The sequence below is a fragment of the Profundibacter amoris genome (assembly GCF_003544895.1).
GTDB lineage: Bacteria > Pseudomonadota > Alphaproteobacteria > Rhodobacterales > Rhodobacteraceae > Profundibacter > Profundibacter amoris.
This window is the reverse complement of sequence record NZ_CP032125.1, coordinates 1604314-1620006: the sequence shown is the minus strand read 5'-3', so window position 1 is coordinate 1620006 and position 15693 is coordinate 1604314. Positions and strand designations below refer to the sequence as shown.

The window sequence follows — 15693 nt, the reverse complement described above, 5'->3', positions numbered from 1 at the left end:
TTTCGGGCACCTCAAGGGTAGGAATTGGCGCAGTGCCACTATAATGTCCGGCACAGGAAAAACAGGCGAGGACAAAAACCGTGCAACGGTATTGGTATGAATTGGTATTCGAAGTGATCGACATGCGGTCATTCTCGAACCTCTGGTACTGGATTGCCCTTGCGGTGGTCTGGTCCACCACCAGTCATTGGGTGCTGGGGGTGCCATATGATATGGTGCTGCGGGCCCGTCGACACGGCGGACAAGCACAGCAAGACCTTGAGGATATGGTGCGCATCACCACCAACCGGTTGTTGTATATCCTGAAGATGACCGGACCGGTATTGCTGGCCTTCACCAGCTTTTTGTTGGCCTCTTTGGGGATTATGGCATTTTACTACAATGTCGAAATCGCGCAGGCGCTGTTTTTGCTGGCCTTCCCGATGAGCATCGTTGGCGGGCTTTCCTTTTATACAGCGGCCCAAATTTCCCATGATATGATCCGTGGCGAAGCCCTGCAAAAAAGATTGGCATCACACAGGATTGTTACGCAAGGCATTGGAATGCTTTCGATTTTTGTTACAGCCATGTACGGAATGTATCAAAATATGTCGCTTGGGGCCTTGGGGCAGTAAACCTTAACCACTGGACAAACCAACATGGCACAGCCTGACCATATAACCCTTGGCGGGGCGCCCGAAGGGTTTGATGCGCATCTTCTGGCGCAGGAATTGCTGCGTGCCGGCCGACCAGTGGTGCATATCGCACGCGATGACAAACGGCTGGTGGCGATGCAATCGGCCCTGCGATTCTATGCGCCCGATGCGGTGGTTTTAAGCTTTCCGTCATGGGATTGCCTGCCGTTTGACCGCACATCCCCCAACCCCGATGTCTCGGCCGCCCGCATGGCCACGCTGGCCGGCCTGGCCCACGGCATGCCCGCGCCCTTTATCCTGTTAACCACGCTGAACGCTGCAACCCAGCGGGTTCCGGCACGGACGGTGCTGAAACAATCCGCCTTTCGCGCCCGCGTGGGCGAACGGATCGACGAAAAGGCCCTGCGTGCTTTTTTAACCCGCATGGGATTTTCGCAAACCCCGACCGTGATGGAGCCGGGCGATTATGCCGTGCGCGGGGGAATCATCGACATCTATCCACCGCTATCGGCAGGCGGGCAGGGTGGGCCGGTGCGGCTGGACCTGTTTGGCGATGTGCTGGATGGCGCACGCCACTTTGACCCCGCCACCCAGCGCACCACCGAAAAACTAAACGAAATCGAACTGGCCCCGGTCTCCGAGATCATTCTGGACGAGGCCGCCGTGACCCGCTTTCGACAGAATTACCGCATCGAATTCGGCGCAGCGGGGCTGGATGATCCTTTATATGAAGCGATCAGCGCGGGGCGCAAACATCAAGGCGCCGAACACTGGCTGCCGTTTTTCCATGAAAAACTGGAAACGCTGTTTGACTATCTGCCCGATGCCTCGGTCGTGCTGGACGATCAAACCACCGCCGCCCGTCTGGCCCGCTGGGAAGCAATCGAGGACCAGTACGACACCCGCAAGGCGGCGATGGCAGCGAAAAACCGGATGGATTCGGTTTACAAACCCTGTCCGCCGCAGCTGCTCTATCTGAATGATGCCGACTGGGTCGCGGCGATTGCGGGCCATCGGGTGATCCAGTTAAACCCACTACCGCAAAGCACAGGTCCGGGTGTGCTGGATGCAGGCGGTCGGATCGGGCGTAATTTTGCGCCCGAGCGCCAACAGCAGGATGTCAATCTGTTCAAGGCCTTGTCGGATCATATTGATGCACAAAAGCCCAAAGGACCGGTGGTTGTCGCCAGCTATTCCGAAGGCGCGCGGGAACGCCTTTCGGGCCTGCTTGAAGATGAAGGCCAGATCGGCCTGCGACAGGTGCGAGACATTCGCGAGGTCAAAGAGGGCGTTAACCTTGTGGTCTGGGCGCTGGAACACGGGTTCACCGGCAATGATGTGACGGTGATTTCCGAGCAGGACGTGCTGGGCGACCGGCTGATCCGCGCCCCACGCCGCAAACGGCGCGCCGAAAACTTCCTGACCGAAACGCAAGGGCTGTCGGTCGGCGATCTGATCGTGCATGTGGACCACGGGGTCGGGGTTTACAAGGGGCTGGAAACCATCACCGCGATGGGCGCGCCGCATGAATGTATCGCGCTGGAATACGCAGGCGGGGACCGGTTGTTCCTGCCGGTGGAAAACATCGAACTGCTGTCCAAATTCGGCCATGAAACCGGCCTGCTGGACAAGCTGGGCGGCGGTGCATGGCAGGCGAAAAAGGCCAAGCTGAAGGAACGCATCCGCGAGGTGGCGGAAAAACTGATCCGCCTTGCCGCCGAACGCGCCTTGCGCAAAGCCACGGTGCTGGAACCCCAGCACCACGCATGGGAGGCTTTTTCCGCCCGTTTTCCCTATCAGGAAACCGATGACCAGCTCTCGGCGATCGAGGATGTTCTGAACGACATGGCCTCGGGTCAGCCAATGGACCGGCTGATTTGCGGCGATGTGGGCTTTGGCAAGACCGAAGTCGCCATGCGCGCCGCTTTTGTCGCCGCGATGTCCGGTCAACAGGTGGCGGTGATTGCCCCGACCACATTGTTGGCACGGCAGCACTATAAATCCTTTGCCGAACGGTTCCGTGGTTTTCCCATACAGATCGGTCAGTTATCCCGCTTTGTTAGCGCAAAAGAGGCCAATCTGACCCGCGAAGGCATCGCGCGGGGCACGGTGGATATTGTCATCGGCACCCATGCCCTGCTGGCCAAATCCGTGCGTTTTCAAAACCTCGGCCTGCTGGTGATCGACGAGGAACAGCGCTTTGGCGTGTCGCACAAGGAACGGCTGAAGGAAATGCGCAGCGACGTGCATGTGCTGACCCTGACCGCCACGCCGATCCCGCGCACCTTGCAGATGTCGCTATCCGGCGTGCGCGACCTGTCGATCATCGGCACCCCGCCGGTGGACCGTCTGGCAATCCGCACCTATGTTAGCGAATTTGACAGCGTCACCCTGCGCGAGGCCCTGTTGCGCGAACATTATCGCGGCGGGCAATCGTTTTATGTGGTGCCACGGATCAAGGATCTGCCGGAAATCGAGGCCTTCTTGCAGGATCATGTGCCCGAGGTCTCCTATGTCGTGGCCCACGGCCAGATGGCGGCAGGCCAACTGGATGACCGCATGAACGCCTTTTACGATGGTAAATACGATGTTCTGCTGGCCACCACCATTGTCGAATCCGGGCTGGACATACCCACCGCCAACACCATGATCGTGCATCGCGCCGATATGTTCGGCCTTGCGCAGCTGTACCAGATCAGGGGGCGCGTGGGGCGCAGTAAAACCCGCGCCTATGCCTATATGACCACCAAACCGCGCGTGCCGCTCACCCCGACCGCGCAAAAACGCCTGCGGGTGCTGGCCAGTCTGGACAGTCTGGGGGCGGGGTTCACGCTGGCCTCGCAGGATCTGGATATTCGCGGGGCAGGGAACCTGCTGGGCGAAGAGCAATCCGGCCAGATGCGCGAAGTGGGTTACGAGCTGTATCAACAGATGCTGGAAGAGGCGATCGGCAAGATCCGGTCGGGCGAAATCGGTATGCCGGACGATGGCGGCAAATGGGCGCCGGTGATCAATCTGGGGGTTCCTGTGTTGATACCAGATACTTACGTACCTGATCTTGACGTGCGCCTTGGTCTCTATCGCCGCCTGTCCGGCCTGCATACCAAGGTCGAGCTGGAAGGCTTTGCCGCCGAATTGATCGACCGGTTTGGCCCCTTGCCAAAAGAGGTGAACTCGCTGCTGCTGGTGGTGCGGATCAAGGCGATGTGCAAGCGCGCCGGTATCGCGCGGCTGGATGCGGGGCCGAAGGGGGCAACGATCCAGTTCCACAACGACAAATTTGCCTCGCCCGCCGGATTGGTCGAATTCATCGAGGAGCAGCGCGGGCTGGCCAAGGTGCGCGACAACAAAATCGTGGTGCGCCGCGACTGGGCCAAAACGGTGGACAAGATCAAGGGCGCTTACGCCATCGCCCGGGATCTGGCGCAAAAGGTCGTGAACGAAAAGAAGGCTAAGAAAGCGAAATAACTGTCCATCTTTGTTCCATAAATATCCCCGCCGGAGGCATAAAAGTTCTTAAGGCTCCCGCCGGATCATCTGCATCAGTGCCAGTGCGACCGCAGCACAGCTAAACACCCCGATGGCCAGCGGCAGCGGGGTGCCATCAAAGGCCAGCCCGATCGGCGCCGCGATCAGCACCGCCGAAACGGTGAACAGCGCGCTGGTGACGGACGCGGCCATGCCGGCCATATGCCCCATCGGCTCCATCGCGATGGCGTTCAGGTTGCCAATGGTCATACCCGCCATGAAAAACACCGAGGTCATCCATAACAGGAAGGCGGGAAAATACAGCGTGGCGGGCATCAGCCCCGACCAGACCAATATCGCAAAGCCCCCCGACAACATGATTTGCACCATCAGGGTCACACGGATAATCCGCCGCATCCCCAACCGAACCACGAAGGTAGCATTCACCACGCTTGCCGTGCCGGCAACCAATGCAATCCCGCCAAACCACAGCGGGAAATTCGCGCCTTGCCCAAAGGTAATGTCAAACACCTGCTGGGTGGTGGACAGCATCCCGAACAGGGAACCGAAGATCATCGTCTGCACCATGATCGTGGTGCGCACGGTGCGGTTGGCCAGAACCTCTTTCACACCCTCCCACAGCTTGGCCGGCCGAAATTCGCGCCGGTTCTCCGGCAGCAGGGTTTCGGGCTGGCGCAACCCGAACCACAGGCTGTTGATAATGGCAAACAGCACAAAGGCGCCGAACAACCCGCGCCAGCCGACCAGATAAATGATACCGGCCCCCATGCTGGGGGCAAAGGCGGGCACCAGTGTGAAGACCATCATCACGAATGACATCACTTGCGCCATTTGCCGGCCGGAAAACCGGTCGCGGATCACCGCCATGGCCACCACCCGTGGACCGGCGGCCCCCAGACCCTGAATTAGACGCGCCGCCAGCAGCAGTTCCAGTGACCCGGCCAGCATCCCCAAAAGCGCGCCGATCATATAAAGGAAAAACCCGCCCAACAGCACGCGGCGGCGTCCAAAGGCGTCCGACAGCGGGCCGGTGAAAAATGTGCCGATCCCCATACCCAGAACAAAGCTGGTCAACACCAGTTGCGCGCGGTTGATCGCCTCCGGTGTTAGCGCCTGACCGATTTCCGGCAGGGACGGCAGCATCGCATCAATCGAAAAGGCGATCGAGGCCGAAGTCATGCCCATCAGGGCGATGAACTCGCGTTTGCCAAGGGGGGATTGGGGGGTGTTCATTTCTGGTCAGGATTCCGGCAGGTTGTCATTTTCAAGTTGTTCGTTGATTTCGACAATCACTTGTCCCCACAGGTGCGCCGGCTGTGCGCCGGTCAGTACCGATTCATTGGCAACAATAAAGGTCGGCACCCCGCGCACCCCTCGTTCGCGGGCTTCGGCATCGCGTTTGCGGATATACTCAACGTCTGCATCTGAATTCAGCAGCCGCTCCACCATATCCGCATCCATGCCGGAAGCATCGGCAATGTTGCACAGAACATCGTTCAGGCCGATATTGCGCCCCTCGACAAAATAGGCGCGAAACAGTGCCGATACGACGAATGTCTGCACCCCCTCGATCCCCGCCCAGTGGATCAGGCGATGCGCATTAAGGGTGTTCGGCGTGCGTTTGATCGCGGCAAAGTCGATCTCCAGCCCTGCTTCCTCGGCCTTTTGCGCGATTTCGGCGTATACCTTGACCGCCGCTTCCTTGCCGCCGAATTTCAGCTCCAGATATTCGCGCCGGTCCATGCCCTGGGGCGGCATATCGGGGTTCAACTGGAACGGATGCCATTCGATCAGAAAGGGGTGGTCGGGATGCGCGGCCAGCGCGCGGTCCAGATTGGCCTTGCCGATATAGCACCACGGGCAAATCGGATCGGAAATGATATCAAGCTTGATCATGTCTGTTTCTCGTATGTTTCGCGCAATTGGCGGCGCAGCAGTTTGCCGTTGGCCCCTTTGGGCAACGAGGCAACCCGAACATAGATGCGGGGGGTTTTGTAACGCGCCAGTCTGTCCTTGGCGTAGTCGATTAATCCGGTTTCGTCCAGTGGCGTGTCGGAGGTGTAGAAGGCCGCAATCACGGTGGTGTCGGCTTTGACGGTGACCTCGACGGCGGCGACCTCATGGATGGCGGGGTGGGTGGCAAGGGTGTGTTCGACCTCGAGCGGGGAAACACGGTAGCCACCGGCGTTCATCATATCGTCGGTGCGGCCCAGATAGGTGATGGCGCCGTCAGGGGCCATGCTGCAACTGTCGCCGGTCAGGAACCAGTCGCCTGCATATCTGGCATTTGTTTCCGTTTCGGCATCCAGATAGCCCAGCATCAAGCTCGGATCATCGCGGTGAACGGCAAGGGTGCCTGCGGTGTCAAAAGGCACCGGTTTACCATCCTGATCCAGCACCGCCACGCGGCGGCCCTGTTGCGGATAACCCGAAGCCCCGTGGGGCGCAGGGCGGTCGGGGCTGCCCGAGATGAAGGTGGAACATTCGGACATGCCATAAGCCTCGAACAGCATTTTTCCGGTGGCGTCATTCCAGCGGGTGCGGATGGTTTCGGGCAGTTTTTCACCGGCGGACAACCCGTGGCGCAGATCGGGCAGGGGCGGTAGCGGCTGTTTTTGCATTTGCCGGTACACACCGGGGGCGGCGGCAAAAATGGTGGCGCGGTGGCGGGCGATCAGCGCGGGCAGATCGGCGGCAGTTGTGCCGGCAGCGGGGATCAGGGCGGTTGCGCCGATCGACAGCGGATCCATCAGGCCGGTGCCCAATGTGTAGGTCCAGTTGAAAGCGCCCGCGTGCATCATCCGGTCATGCGCGGTCAGCCCGTACCAGCCCTTGAACATCATCCGCCGCGCCCAGATTGCGCGATGGGCGTGGCACACCGCGCGGGGCGCGCCCGAGGTGCCGGAGGTGTAGATGATATAGGCAAGGCGGTCCGGATCGCCCTCGACATAGAAGGCAGGGGGCAGGTGGTGGAAGCCGTGCAGGTCCTGCGCGCTGATCACGGGGCAGGACAGGGGATCGGGCAGGGGGATGCCGCTGTCAGCTATGATCAGGGCGGGGGTGATTTTATTGCTGATTGCGGTGATTTCCGGTGTGGTCAGTTGCGAGGAGGTCGGCACGGGCACCAGTCCGGCGGTGATCGCGGCCAGAAACAGGATCGGGAATTCCACGGTATTGCCAAGCCGCATCAATATGCGGTCACCCGGTTTCAGCCCCTGTTGCAATAGGCCTGTTGCAGTGCCGCGTACGGCGGCTTCAAAGCGGGCATAGGTCCAGTCATCGGTGTGGTCTGTGTGCAGAACCGACAGGGCGCATTTGTCACCCAGCGCGGGGGCAAGCGACAGCACATATTGTGCCAGATTGAAGGGGGCGGGGCAGGGCGCAGGCGCGCCGTTGTCAAAGATCGAGGTCATGCGCACCTTGCTTATAGCGTTTCCAGTTCATCTTGAAACAGGCGTATCGCTTTTTGCGTTCAAGCCAAAGGCTTGAGGCAGCGAAAAGCGATACAATATTAACTGGAAATGCTTTAGGGGCAGCGTGTGTTTTTGGCAAGGCAGGTATTTGGGGCAAGAAGAAGGGGCTATGTGCGGTCTTTGAATAGTTGGGGCAGGATCAGGCTTGCAACCGCGACGCCAATCAGCTGCATTACGATGAACATCGGCATATGGGCAGGATATATGCCCGCGAATGTGTCCGAAAGGCTGCGGGCGATGGTCACGGCGGGATTGGCGAAACTGGTCGAGGAGGTGAACCAGTAGGCACCGGTGATATAGAGCGCAACGAGGGTTGGCACTGTATCGGGTTTGTGTTTGATGCCGCCGAAAATCACGAACAGCAGGCCGAAGGTGGCAAAGATTTCACTGCTCCAGAGCGGGATGCCGGTGCGGGTGTGGGTCGAGGTTTGCAGGATCGGCAGATCGAACATGATATGGGTGAACCAGACCCCAAGGATACCGCCAATGATTTGCACCACCACATAGGGCAGGATTTGAGCAGACGGGTGTTCGCGGCGCAGGGCAAAGGCAAGCGTCACAGCGGGGTTGAAATGGGCACCGGAGACCGGGCCAAGGGTGGTGATCAGAACATAGAGCATCGCACCGGTGGCAATGGCATTGGCCAGCAGGGCGATACCATTGTTTCCACCCGACATGTTTTCGGCCATGATACCCGATCCGACCACGCCGATCAGCAGCATCGCGGTGCCGATAAATTCCGCCAGCAATTTCTGTTTCATTCACTCCTGCCCGATCTTGTCCAGCGCCGCTTGCAGGGCCGTTTTGTCCATCCCGTCCAGCGGCAGGGCCAGAAACCGCGCCGCCCGTCGGGACAGGGTATCATAGGCCGTCTGAAATGCCTGTTCACAATCCTCTATGCAATTGGCGGGATCGTCAACGCCCCAGTGCGCGCGGACAGGGGCGCCAGGCCACAAGGGGCAGGTTTCGCCAGCGGCGGCGCTGCAAACGGTAATGACAACATCCATGCGCGGGGCATCCACGCGGGCGAATTCATCCCAGCTTTTGGAGCACGCACCGCTGACGTCATGGCCCAGCCGGCGCAGCAGGGTCAGGGATTGCGGATGCACCGCTCCCGCAGGGTGCGAGCCGGCGGAATAGGCGGTCACGCGCCCGCCGCCTGTGTGGTTCAGGATGCTTTCCAGCAGGATCGAGCGGGCCGAGTTTCCGGTGCAGAGGACAAGTATATTCATGCCGGCATGAATAGCCGCGCTGTGTAACAGTTTTACAGCGCGTTGTTCACTTTTCGCGCACCGGCCAAAATATCACGGCCCAGCCCTTCGACCGTGGCGCAGCCCGAAAAGGCCAGAAGTGTGATCAGCAGAATGGTCTTTGTCATGTTTATCTCTCCTCATACCACCAGACATCCGGCAGAAAACCGATCCAGTCTCCATACATCGGCAGATGTTCTGCCGGATAATGCAGGAAACTTTTATGTGCAATACGCGAAGGCCCGCCGGCCCAGATCGGAATCACATAGCGACCGGCGGCCAGAATCCGGTCCAGCGCATGGGCGGCGGCACGGAAACCCTTCTGGTCGGTGGTATTCAGCATCCTGTTGATCATTGCCTCGGCGGCAGGTGAATCCATACCCATCCAGTTGCGGGTGCCCGGACGGGTGACGCCATCGCCCCCCCAATAGAGCATCTGTTCATTGCCCGGCGACAGGGATGCCCCACGGGAATAGAAGGCCATGCCGAAATCATAGGCGTTGGTGCGTTCCTTGTATTGCGCCTTGTCGATCACGGTAACCGTGGGCTGCATCCCCAGCCGTTTCAATGATTCCACATAGAGGTCGACAATGGTGCGCACTTCGGAGGCACCCTGTTTCAGCACAATTTCAAAGGCAAAGGGTTGGCCCGCGCTGTTTTGCATCACGCCGTTCTCAACATCCCATCCGGCCTCTGCCAGCAGGGCCATCGCCTTGCGGATGTTCTTGCGGTTACGCTCCGAGCCGTCCGAGACGGGCAGGGTGTAACCTTCGATCGTGTCGGGGGGCAGTTGATCGGCAAAGGGGGCCAGCAAATCGGCCACGCGGCCCTTGGCGGGTCCGGGTTCCATCGCCAGCACGGAATTGTCGAAATAGGATTTGATGCGCGGGGCGGCGTGGCCGTTCACCGTCTGGCTGATGAATTCATAATTGAACGCCAGTATCATCGCTTGCCGTACACGCCAATCCGCAAAGATCGGGTTGCGGGTGTTCATCACCAGACCCTTCAGACCGGTGGGGCGCTGATGCGGGATTTCGGATTTAACCACTTCACCAGAGCGCATGGCGGGAAAATCATAAAGCGTGGCCCATTTTCCGGCGTTGCCTTCGCGCATGACATCGATTTCACCTGCCTTGAACGCCTCGAAGCGGACGTTGGCGTCGGTGAAAAACTCCATCCGGATTTCGTCAAAATTATGGGTGCCGCGACGAAAAGGCAAATCCTTGCCCCAGTAATCGGGATTGCGTTTCAACACCAGATAGCGGCCTTGCTCCAGATCATCCACCACGTAGGGGGCGGTGCCGATTGGCGCCTCAAGCGATGACGCGGCAAAATCCTTGCCTTCATATTGTGCTTTTTTCAGAATCGGGCGCATGCCGATGATCAGCGCCAGTTCCCTGTCCTCGGTGTTGAAGGTAAAGCGGATCTTGCGCGCGCCGGTTTGCTCCATCTTTGCGACTTTTTGCCAGGCCCCCAGATATTTCGGATGCCCCTTGGTGCCCAGCGTTTCGTAAGACCACATCACATCCTCGACGGTGACGGGGCTGCCGTCCCAGAACTTTGCCTCGGGGCGCAGGGTGAATTCGACCCATTGGCGATTCGGCCCGACATCAATCGATTCGGCCAAAAGACCGTAAAGCGAGAAGGGTTCGTCCCAGTTTCGCCCCATCAGGCCCTCGTATCCCAGATAGCGCCATTGCCACGGCGCGCGGCCTTTCAGGATGTGCGGGTTCAGGGAATCAAAGCTGCCGACCTCGCCCAGAATGATGCGCCCGCCTTTGGGCGCGTCGGGGTTGGCGTAGGGTAGGGACACAAAATCCTGTGGTAGGGCAGGGGAGCCATACATAGCTATGCCATGCTGTGGTTCGGCCTGCGCGATTCCTGTGGACAGAATCATACAGGCAGTGCAGGCGATTTGCCCAAGCCACGCGAAATTTATTGATCTCATATTGGCAACAATCCTTCACGCGCCTTGTTTCGTTACGGTTGATCGTAACGGCCAATTGCAACCAATTCAAACTTTTAGCTTGGCGGGTGGCAATAGATTGCGTATAAAGTAATCACTGCTCGATAGGTTTCTTGCCTGTATGAAACCTGCCTCAATAACTTAACGCCAGCCTTGCGCTGGCGTTTTTTTTTGCCAATATTTGACCAGTAAAATGGCCCAGAGTAGTTTCACACTGAGCCATTCCTTAACGTTTAATCTTGATTGATAGGTCTAGCGCATAGGTGGTGGTGGCGCCGTATTTCCCCCACCACTTGCGACGACAGCTGCCATCAGCACAATCAGCAGGATCGGAACAAGCATCGCCCCGCCGGAACTGCCGGTGGCCGCTTCGACCACTTCAGGTTCCATCATTGGTTCGACAAGGTTGCCAGCAAAAGCCTGGGTAGATGCAACAATTGCTGTTGCCGTTAATAGTATTTTTTTCATGCTACCCTCGTAAGTTAAAAATTGAACTATTTTCATCGTATGGCAAATACTCACTCTATCGGTGTGCAAGCAGTGGTTTACACACCCGGAAAAGATTGATGACTAGCGCAAGCCCCCACCAGGTAGCAATTACGATCCACCAATGTGAACCAGCCTAGATAATTATAACCCGCCGATACCATTTGCAGGTATTGGCGCATTATCACCGCCCCCACTGGCAATCACAGCAGCCATCAATACGATCAGCAGGATCGGAACAAGCATCGCCCCGCCGGAACTGCCGGTGGCCGCTTCGACCACTTCAGGTTCCATCATCGGTTCGACAAGGTTGCCAGCAAAAGCCTGAGTAGATGCAACAATTGCTGTTGCCGTTAAGAAAAGTTTTTTCATATTATCCTCATTTTTATTACAATTCATACCTAACTCGGGGATTGAAGAATATCAACAAAAATACGTTTTGGCTGAGTCTCTTGGGGGCTTCATTGGTATTGGACAAACCTCAACAATACCGGCTCCAAAACCAAACGCCATAAGTGCACGACCATATCCCTTATAAAGCCGACAACCTTTAATAAGATGAAAAAACGGCCCAACGCATTAACCGCTGAACCGTTTAAGAATAAGTATCACCTTGTTTTCGTTGTTCTATTGAGCAACATCAACTGGCGGCGCGTTATTACTACCACCACTTGCAACAACTGCTGCCAGCAACACGATCATCAGGATCGGAACAAGCATCGCCCCGCCGGAACTGCCCGTGGCCGCTTCGACGACTTCAGGCTCCATCATTGGTTCAACCAGATTTCCGGCGAATGATTGTGTAGCTGCCAGCATGAATGCCGATGTTAATAGGATTTTTTTCATTTTAGGCCCCTTCAATTGTACCCTATTGGAATATTTGCAACACCTAACACTTGCAGCATGCAAACACAATATATAGTAGATAAATCCTCGTATTTGGGTATAATGTGGTGAAGTGACGCAACACTATTCTGTAGGAACTTCCAAAGGCAGGCTTGGCTGATCCGTGTTCTTCTCGGCCGGATAAACCAGTCCCGCCGAAATCACAAGTTTCATAGCGTCCCCAACACTCATGTCCAGATCAATCAAATCCGATTGCGGCACGAACAGCAAAAAGCCGGAAGTCGGGTTTGGTGTCGTCGGCAGGAACACCGAAATCATTTGTTCATTAACCGGGATTTTCTGGTTCACTTCCCCCTTGGTGGTGGTGGAAATAAACGCCACCGCCCAGATACCTTTACGCGGGTATTCCACCAGACAGACCTTGTCAAACGAGGTATCGGACTGAGCAAACACTGTTTCTGCCAATTGTTTCAATCCGTTATAGACCGACCTTACCACCGGCATCCGGTCAACCAGATCCTCGCCCAAATTCAGCAGGGATTTACCCATGATGCCCTTGGTCATCCAACCAATGATCACGGTAAAGATCAGGAAGATGATCACCCCGATACCGCGCAAATCTATACCGATGTAACTTTTGGGGTTAAAGGTTTCGGGAATGAAGGGCAGCACCATGCCGTCGATTTTGCCAGTCACAGCCCAGACCAGCCACAATGTCATACCAATAGGGGCGACAACCACCAGACCGGTAAAAAAATTGTTGCGCAGACCTGCAAGCCAACGGCGCTTGCGGCGCTCGGGCGGGGGCGGAGTCAGGTTTTTCAGTTTGGGCATAAATTTCGAGCCAGCTTTTGTTTCCTGGCGAATGTAGGCATTCGTCAGCCTCGCCACAATAGGAAGCGACCCCAAGGTAAAAGAAATATCCTCAATCCTTGTAAATACGAGGGGGGGGGACACCAATGCAATCACGCAAGCAACTGCAGTTGCGCACAAAATGCTGGTCTGCGCTTCTAATGCCATAATTCCGGCGTGCCGTTAACCACCTTCTTAATCAGAGCGCTCAAGAAGGATGTCATAGGCCCATTCACAACTTCCATCTGGATGGTCATAGCGTGCGCTGCCCAATCCGACTCCATCGGTGGCAGAGTTGAAATACAAAGTCCACGCATTGGCAACTTCACCGTGTTCATCATCAACAACAGCAAATGAACCGACCGTTATAACTTTCCCCAATACGCCGGAATCTGTCATGTTGTCATTCATGTATCCGGCCATATGACATATCGATTCAGGACGGCACACCGATCCTGATAGAATAGTCACCTTTACATATTGACCCGCCGATTCTTCGAAACCAGGGGGCGTTGTGCCGGACGGGTTTGTGACCACAAGAATTTCGCCGGACATGGCGTATCCGCTTGGGCAGGGACCACTCTCGGCCGGAAAAGATGTCTCGTAATTCCAAAATCCACTAATATCGGATATCGTGGGCACCAGCGGAACAAGGTCAATTTCATCATCCTGACCTGCGTATACGGGCAGGGGCGACGAAATTGCCATGCCCACAGCAAATGCCAGTATACTGATAAGTGTTTTGTGGCTTTTTGCAGGTATTGCGGTAATCATTGTGTTTTCCATCACATTCACTCCTATAACCTGACACTCCTATAACCTGAGGCTTCAGTTAGTATTTGTGATCGCAAAATCAGATCGCAAGCGGGTCAAAATGTCACGGTTTAAACAACCTGTTTATTTAATGCGGTCGCAATCGCTGCTGCAAGGGCTGCATTGTTCATTACCAACGCGATATTCGCGATTAAGGACGCGCCGTCGGTCAGCTCGAAAATGCGTTGCAGCAGGAAGGGGGTGACAGATTTGGCGGCAATTTTCTGTGCTTTGGCCTCGTCCAATGCTTGTTGGATAACCGGGGAGAGCGTGCTTTGTGGAATTTCATCGGCAGCAGGGATTGGATTCGCAACCAGTTGGCCGCCGGGCAGGCCCAACGCGCCGCGCATAATATGCGCCTTGGCAATATCGGCGGCACTGTCCATTCGCAGCGGGGCGGGCAGACCGGAGGAGCGGGACCAGAAGGCCGGAATATCGTTTTGTTTGTAGACGATAACCGGCACACCTAATGTTTCGAGAACCTCAAGTGTTTTGGGCACATCCAGAATGGCCTTTGGCCCTGCTGCCACCACGGTGACGGGGGTTTGGGCCAGCTCTTGCAGGTCGGCGGAAATGTCGAAGGTGGATTCCGCGCCACGATGCACACCGCCAATGCCGCCGGTGGCAAACACCCGGATACCGGCCTGATCGGCGGCGATCATGGTGGCGGCGACTGTGGTCGCGCCTGTGCCGCCCGTGGCCAGACAGGCCGCGAAATCGGCGCGCGACAGTTTGGCAACATCTTTGGCCTGTGCAAGGGTTTCCAGTTCGCCATCCGTCAGCCCGATATGCAGCACCCCGTTCAAAACGGCGATGGTGGCCGGAGTCGCCCCGCCATCCCGCACCACGGTTTCCACCTTGCGGGCGGTTTCCACGTTTTGCGGATAGGGCATACCGTGGGTGATGATGGTGCTTTCCAGCGCCACAACGGGGGTGCCGTCGGCCAGTGCGGTGGCGACTTCGGGGGAAAACTGCATGGGGATGGTCATAGGGGTGTTTCTCCGGAAACATAGGCGGCGGCGGCGGCAAGTGCGCTGTTAAGCGCCTGTTCCGGTGTTTCGCCACGGATTTCAGCGGCGATATGGGCCGCCATAAAGGTGTCGCCTGCGCCGGTGACACGGGTCACCAGCACTTCGGGCGGGGTTTGGGTGAGGACGCGGCCTTTGCGGCCGACCGATGCGCGATTGCCCCCGTCGGTCACCAAAATACCATGCGCACCGCGCCCCAGCAGGGCATGCGCTGCCTGTTCGGAGGTGTCAAAAGTGGTTTGGCACAGCAGGCCTGCTTCCTCCAGATTGACATATAGGGTGGCATGCGGATGGGACAGCAAGGGCGCCAGCCGCTCGGCCTTGCCGGGCGAGGCGGGGGCGACGCGCAGGTCGGCGGCGATGAACAGGGGGCTTTTGCTGATGGTTTCCAGCAAGGCCAGTGTCAGGTTCCCGTCCAGCGCAATCACGCCGGCATAAGGGGATTTTGCACTGCCCAGACGGCCGTTTTCCAACGGGCGCAGGATTTTGTCGCCTGCGGCCTCGAGTGAATGGGCGTCCGCGATGGCGGCGATCAATCCGTTGGCCCCCTCGATCGCCATATAGCGGTCGGTCGGCAGGTCTTCGGACAGGTAAACGTAGTCGCAATTCATGCCCATGCTTTGACAGGCCGCCAGCAGTTCGCGCCCCTCTTCGTCCTTGCCGATGGTGGTCAGTAGGGCAGGGGTTAAACCAAAGCGGCGCAGGGTCATGGCGATGTTCATTGCCACGCCACCGGGCAGGCGGGTGATGCGGCCGGGCACGTCTGACCCCATGCGCATATGGCTGGCAGAGCGGCCGATCACGTCCCACAGAACGCTGCCGATGCACAGAATGTCAGAAGTGTTTTTCATGGAC

16 protein-coding genes are annotated in these 15693 nt (G+C 57.4%); 2 read left to right on the top strand and 14 right to left on the bottom strand.

Annotated elements, in window-relative coordinates; all coding sequences use genetic code 11:
* The first annotated feature begins 122 nt into the window (after positions 1-122).
* Both BAR1_RS08105 and mfd read left to right on the top strand, forming a co-directional pair.
* Entirely contained in the window at positions 123-614 is a 492-nt protein-coding gene (locus tag BAR1_RS08105; RefSeq protein ID WP_118944396.1) for a component of SufBCD complex, read from the top strand.
* Positions 615-638: 24 nt separating this feature from the next.
* A complete protein-coding gene (gene mfd, locus BAR1_RS08100; RefSeq protein WP_118942552.1) occupies positions 639-4103 on the top strand; it encodes a transcription-repair coupling factor in 3465 nt (1154 codons plus the stop codon).
* 48 nt (positions 4104-4151) lie between these two features.
* Here the strand turns inward: mfd and BAR1_RS08095 are convergent, their stop codons facing one another.
* From BAR1_RS08095 to BAR1_RS08030, 14 genes are all read right to left on the bottom strand, one after another.
* Positions 4152-5357: a multidrug effflux MFS transporter gene (locus tag BAR1_RS08095; protein ID WP_118942551.1), complete on the bottom strand. Its 1206-nt coding sequence runs from the start codon at positions 5355-5357 to the stop codon at positions 4152-4154.
* A gap of 6 nt (positions 5358-5363) precedes the next feature.
* Positions 5364-6020, bottom strand: a complete 657-nt coding sequence (locus tag BAR1_RS08090; RefSeq protein ID WP_118942550.1) for a DsbA family oxidoreductase — start codon at positions 6018-6020, stop codon at positions 5364-5366.
* A complete protein-coding gene (locus BAR1_RS08085; protein ID WP_118942549.1) occupies positions 6017-7537 on the bottom strand; it encodes a class I adenylate-forming enzyme family protein in 1521 nt (506 codons plus the stop codon). The genes BAR1_RS08090 and BAR1_RS08085 overlap by 4 nt, the downstream gene beginning before the upstream one ends.
* A 167-nt stretch (positions 7538-7704) precedes the next feature.
* Entirely contained in the window at positions 7705-8358 is a 654-nt protein-coding gene (locus BAR1_RS08080) for an MIP/aquaporin family protein (RefSeq protein WP_118942548.1), read from the bottom strand.
* Entirely contained in the window at positions 8359-8829 is a 471-nt protein-coding gene (locus BAR1_RS08075; protein WP_118942547.1) for an arsenate reductase ArsC, read from the bottom strand.
* 32 nt (positions 8830-8861) lie between these two features.
* Positions 8862-8975 carry an entericidin EcnA/B family protein gene (locus tag BAR1_RS08070; RefSeq protein ID WP_118942546.1) on the bottom strand — a complete coding sequence of 38 codons (114 nt, stop codon included), beginning with the start codon at positions 8973-8975 and terminating at the stop codon, positions 8862-8864.
* A 2-nt stretch (positions 8976-8977) separates the two neighbouring features.
* Positions 8978-10795: an extracellular solute-binding protein gene (locus BAR1_RS08065; protein ID WP_118942545.1), complete on the bottom strand. Its 1818-nt coding sequence runs from the start codon at positions 10793-10795 to the stop codon at positions 8978-8980.
* Between the two features lie 270 nt (positions 10796-11065).
* Positions 11066-11281 carry a hypothetical protein gene (locus tag BAR1_RS08060; RefSeq protein WP_118942544.1) on the bottom strand — a complete coding sequence of 72 codons (216 nt, stop codon included), beginning with the start codon at positions 11279-11281 and terminating at the stop codon, positions 11066-11068.
* Between the two features lie 162 nt (positions 11282-11443).
* Positions 11444-11671, bottom strand: a complete 228-nt coding sequence (locus tag BAR1_RS08055) for a hypothetical protein (RefSeq protein WP_118942543.1) — start codon at positions 11669-11671, stop codon at positions 11444-11446.
* Between the two features lie 255 nt (positions 11672-11926).
* Positions 11927-12145 (bottom strand): hypothetical protein, encoded by a 219-nt coding sequence (locus BAR1_RS08050; RefSeq protein WP_118942542.1) that lies wholly within the window; start codon positions 12143-12145, stop codon positions 11927-11929.
* Positions 12146-12268: 123 nt separating this feature from the next.
* Positions 12269-12979: a DUF502 domain-containing protein gene (locus BAR1_RS08045; RefSeq protein ID WP_118942541.1), complete on the bottom strand. Its 711-nt coding sequence runs from the start codon at positions 12977-12979 to the stop codon at positions 12269-12271.
* A 213-nt stretch (positions 12980-13192) separates the two neighbouring features.
* On the bottom strand, positions 13193-13783 hold the full coding sequence (locus tag BAR1_RS08040; RefSeq protein ID WP_118942540.1) for a hypothetical protein: 591 nt from the start codon (positions 13781-13783) through the stop codon (positions 13193-13195).
* Between the two features lie 98 nt (positions 13784-13881).
* The gene (locus BAR1_RS08035) at positions 13882-14799 is read right to left on the bottom strand and encodes a pseudouridine-5'-phosphate glycosidase (protein ID WP_118942539.1); all 918 of its coding nucleotides are present in this window, start codon (positions 14797-14799) and stop codon (positions 13882-13884) included.
* Entirely contained in the window at positions 14796-15689 is an 894-nt protein-coding gene (locus BAR1_RS08030; protein ID WP_118942538.1) for a PfkB family carbohydrate kinase, read from the bottom strand. The genes BAR1_RS08035 and BAR1_RS08030 overlap by 4 nt, the downstream gene beginning before the upstream one ends.
* Between the last annotated feature and the right edge of the window lie 4 nt (positions 15690-15693).

Bases quoted from the DNA above. Each gene is read 5' to 3' on its own strand.
- BAR1_RS08050 (WP_118942542.1), bottom strand. From the start codon at position 12,145: ATGAAAAAAATCCTATTAACATCGGCATTCATGCTGGCAGCTACACAA.
- BAR1_RS08095 (WP_118942551.1), bottom strand. From the start codon at position 5,357: ATGAACACCCCCCAATCCCCCCTTGGCAAACGCGAGTTCATCGCCCTG.
- BAR1_RS08075 (WP_118942547.1), bottom strand. From the start codon at position 8,829: ATGAATATACTTGTCCTCTGCACCGGAAACTCGGCCCGCTCGATCCTG.
- BAR1_RS08035 (WP_118942539.1), bottom strand. From the start codon at position 14,799: ATGACCATCCCCATGCAGTTTTCCCCCGAAGTCGCCACCGCACTGGCC.
- mfd (WP_118942552.1), top strand. From the start codon at position 639: ATGGCACAGCCTGACCATATAACCCTTGGCGGGGCGCCCGAAGGGTTT.
- BAR1_RS08065 (WP_118942545.1), bottom strand. From the start codon at position 10,795: ATGAGATCAATAAATTTCGCGTGGCTTGGGCAAATCGCCTGCACTGCC.
- BAR1_RS08055 (WP_118942543.1), bottom strand. From the start codon at position 11,671: ATGAAAAAACTTTTCTTAACGGCAACAGCAATTGTTGCATCTACTCAG.
- BAR1_RS08040 (WP_118942540.1), bottom strand. From the start codon at position 13,783: ATGGAAAACACAATGATTACCGCAATACCTGCAAAAAGCCACAAAACA.
- BAR1_RS08060 (WP_118942544.1), bottom strand. From the start codon at position 11,281: ATGAAAAAAATACTATTAACGGCAACAGCAATTGTTGCATCTACCCAG.
- BAR1_RS08030 (WP_118942538.1), bottom strand. From the start codon at position 15,689: ATGAAAAACACTTCTGACATTCTGTGCATCGGCAGCGTTCTGTGGGAC.
- BAR1_RS08090 (WP_118942550.1), bottom strand. From the start codon at position 6,020: ATGATCAAGCTTGATATCATTTCCGATCCGATTTGCCCGTGGTGCTAT.
- BAR1_RS08045 (WP_118942541.1), bottom strand. From the start codon at position 12,979: ATGCCCAAACTGAAAAACCTGACTCCGCCCCCGCCCGAGCGCCGCAAG.
- BAR1_RS08085 (WP_118942549.1), bottom strand. From the start codon at position 7,537: ATGACCTCGATCTTTGACAACGGCGCGCCTGCGCCCTGCCCCGCCCCC.
- BAR1_RS08105 (WP_118944396.1), top strand. From the start codon at position 123: ATGCGGTCATTCTCGAACCTCTGGTACTGGATTGCCCTTGCGGTGGTC.
- BAR1_RS08080 (WP_118942548.1), bottom strand. From the start codon at position 8,358: ATGAAACAGAAATTGCTGGCGGAATTTATCGGCACCGCGATGCTGCTG.
- BAR1_RS08070 (WP_118942546.1), bottom strand. From the start codon at position 8,975: ATGACAAAGACCATTCTGCTGATCACACTTCTGGCCTTTTCGGGCTGC.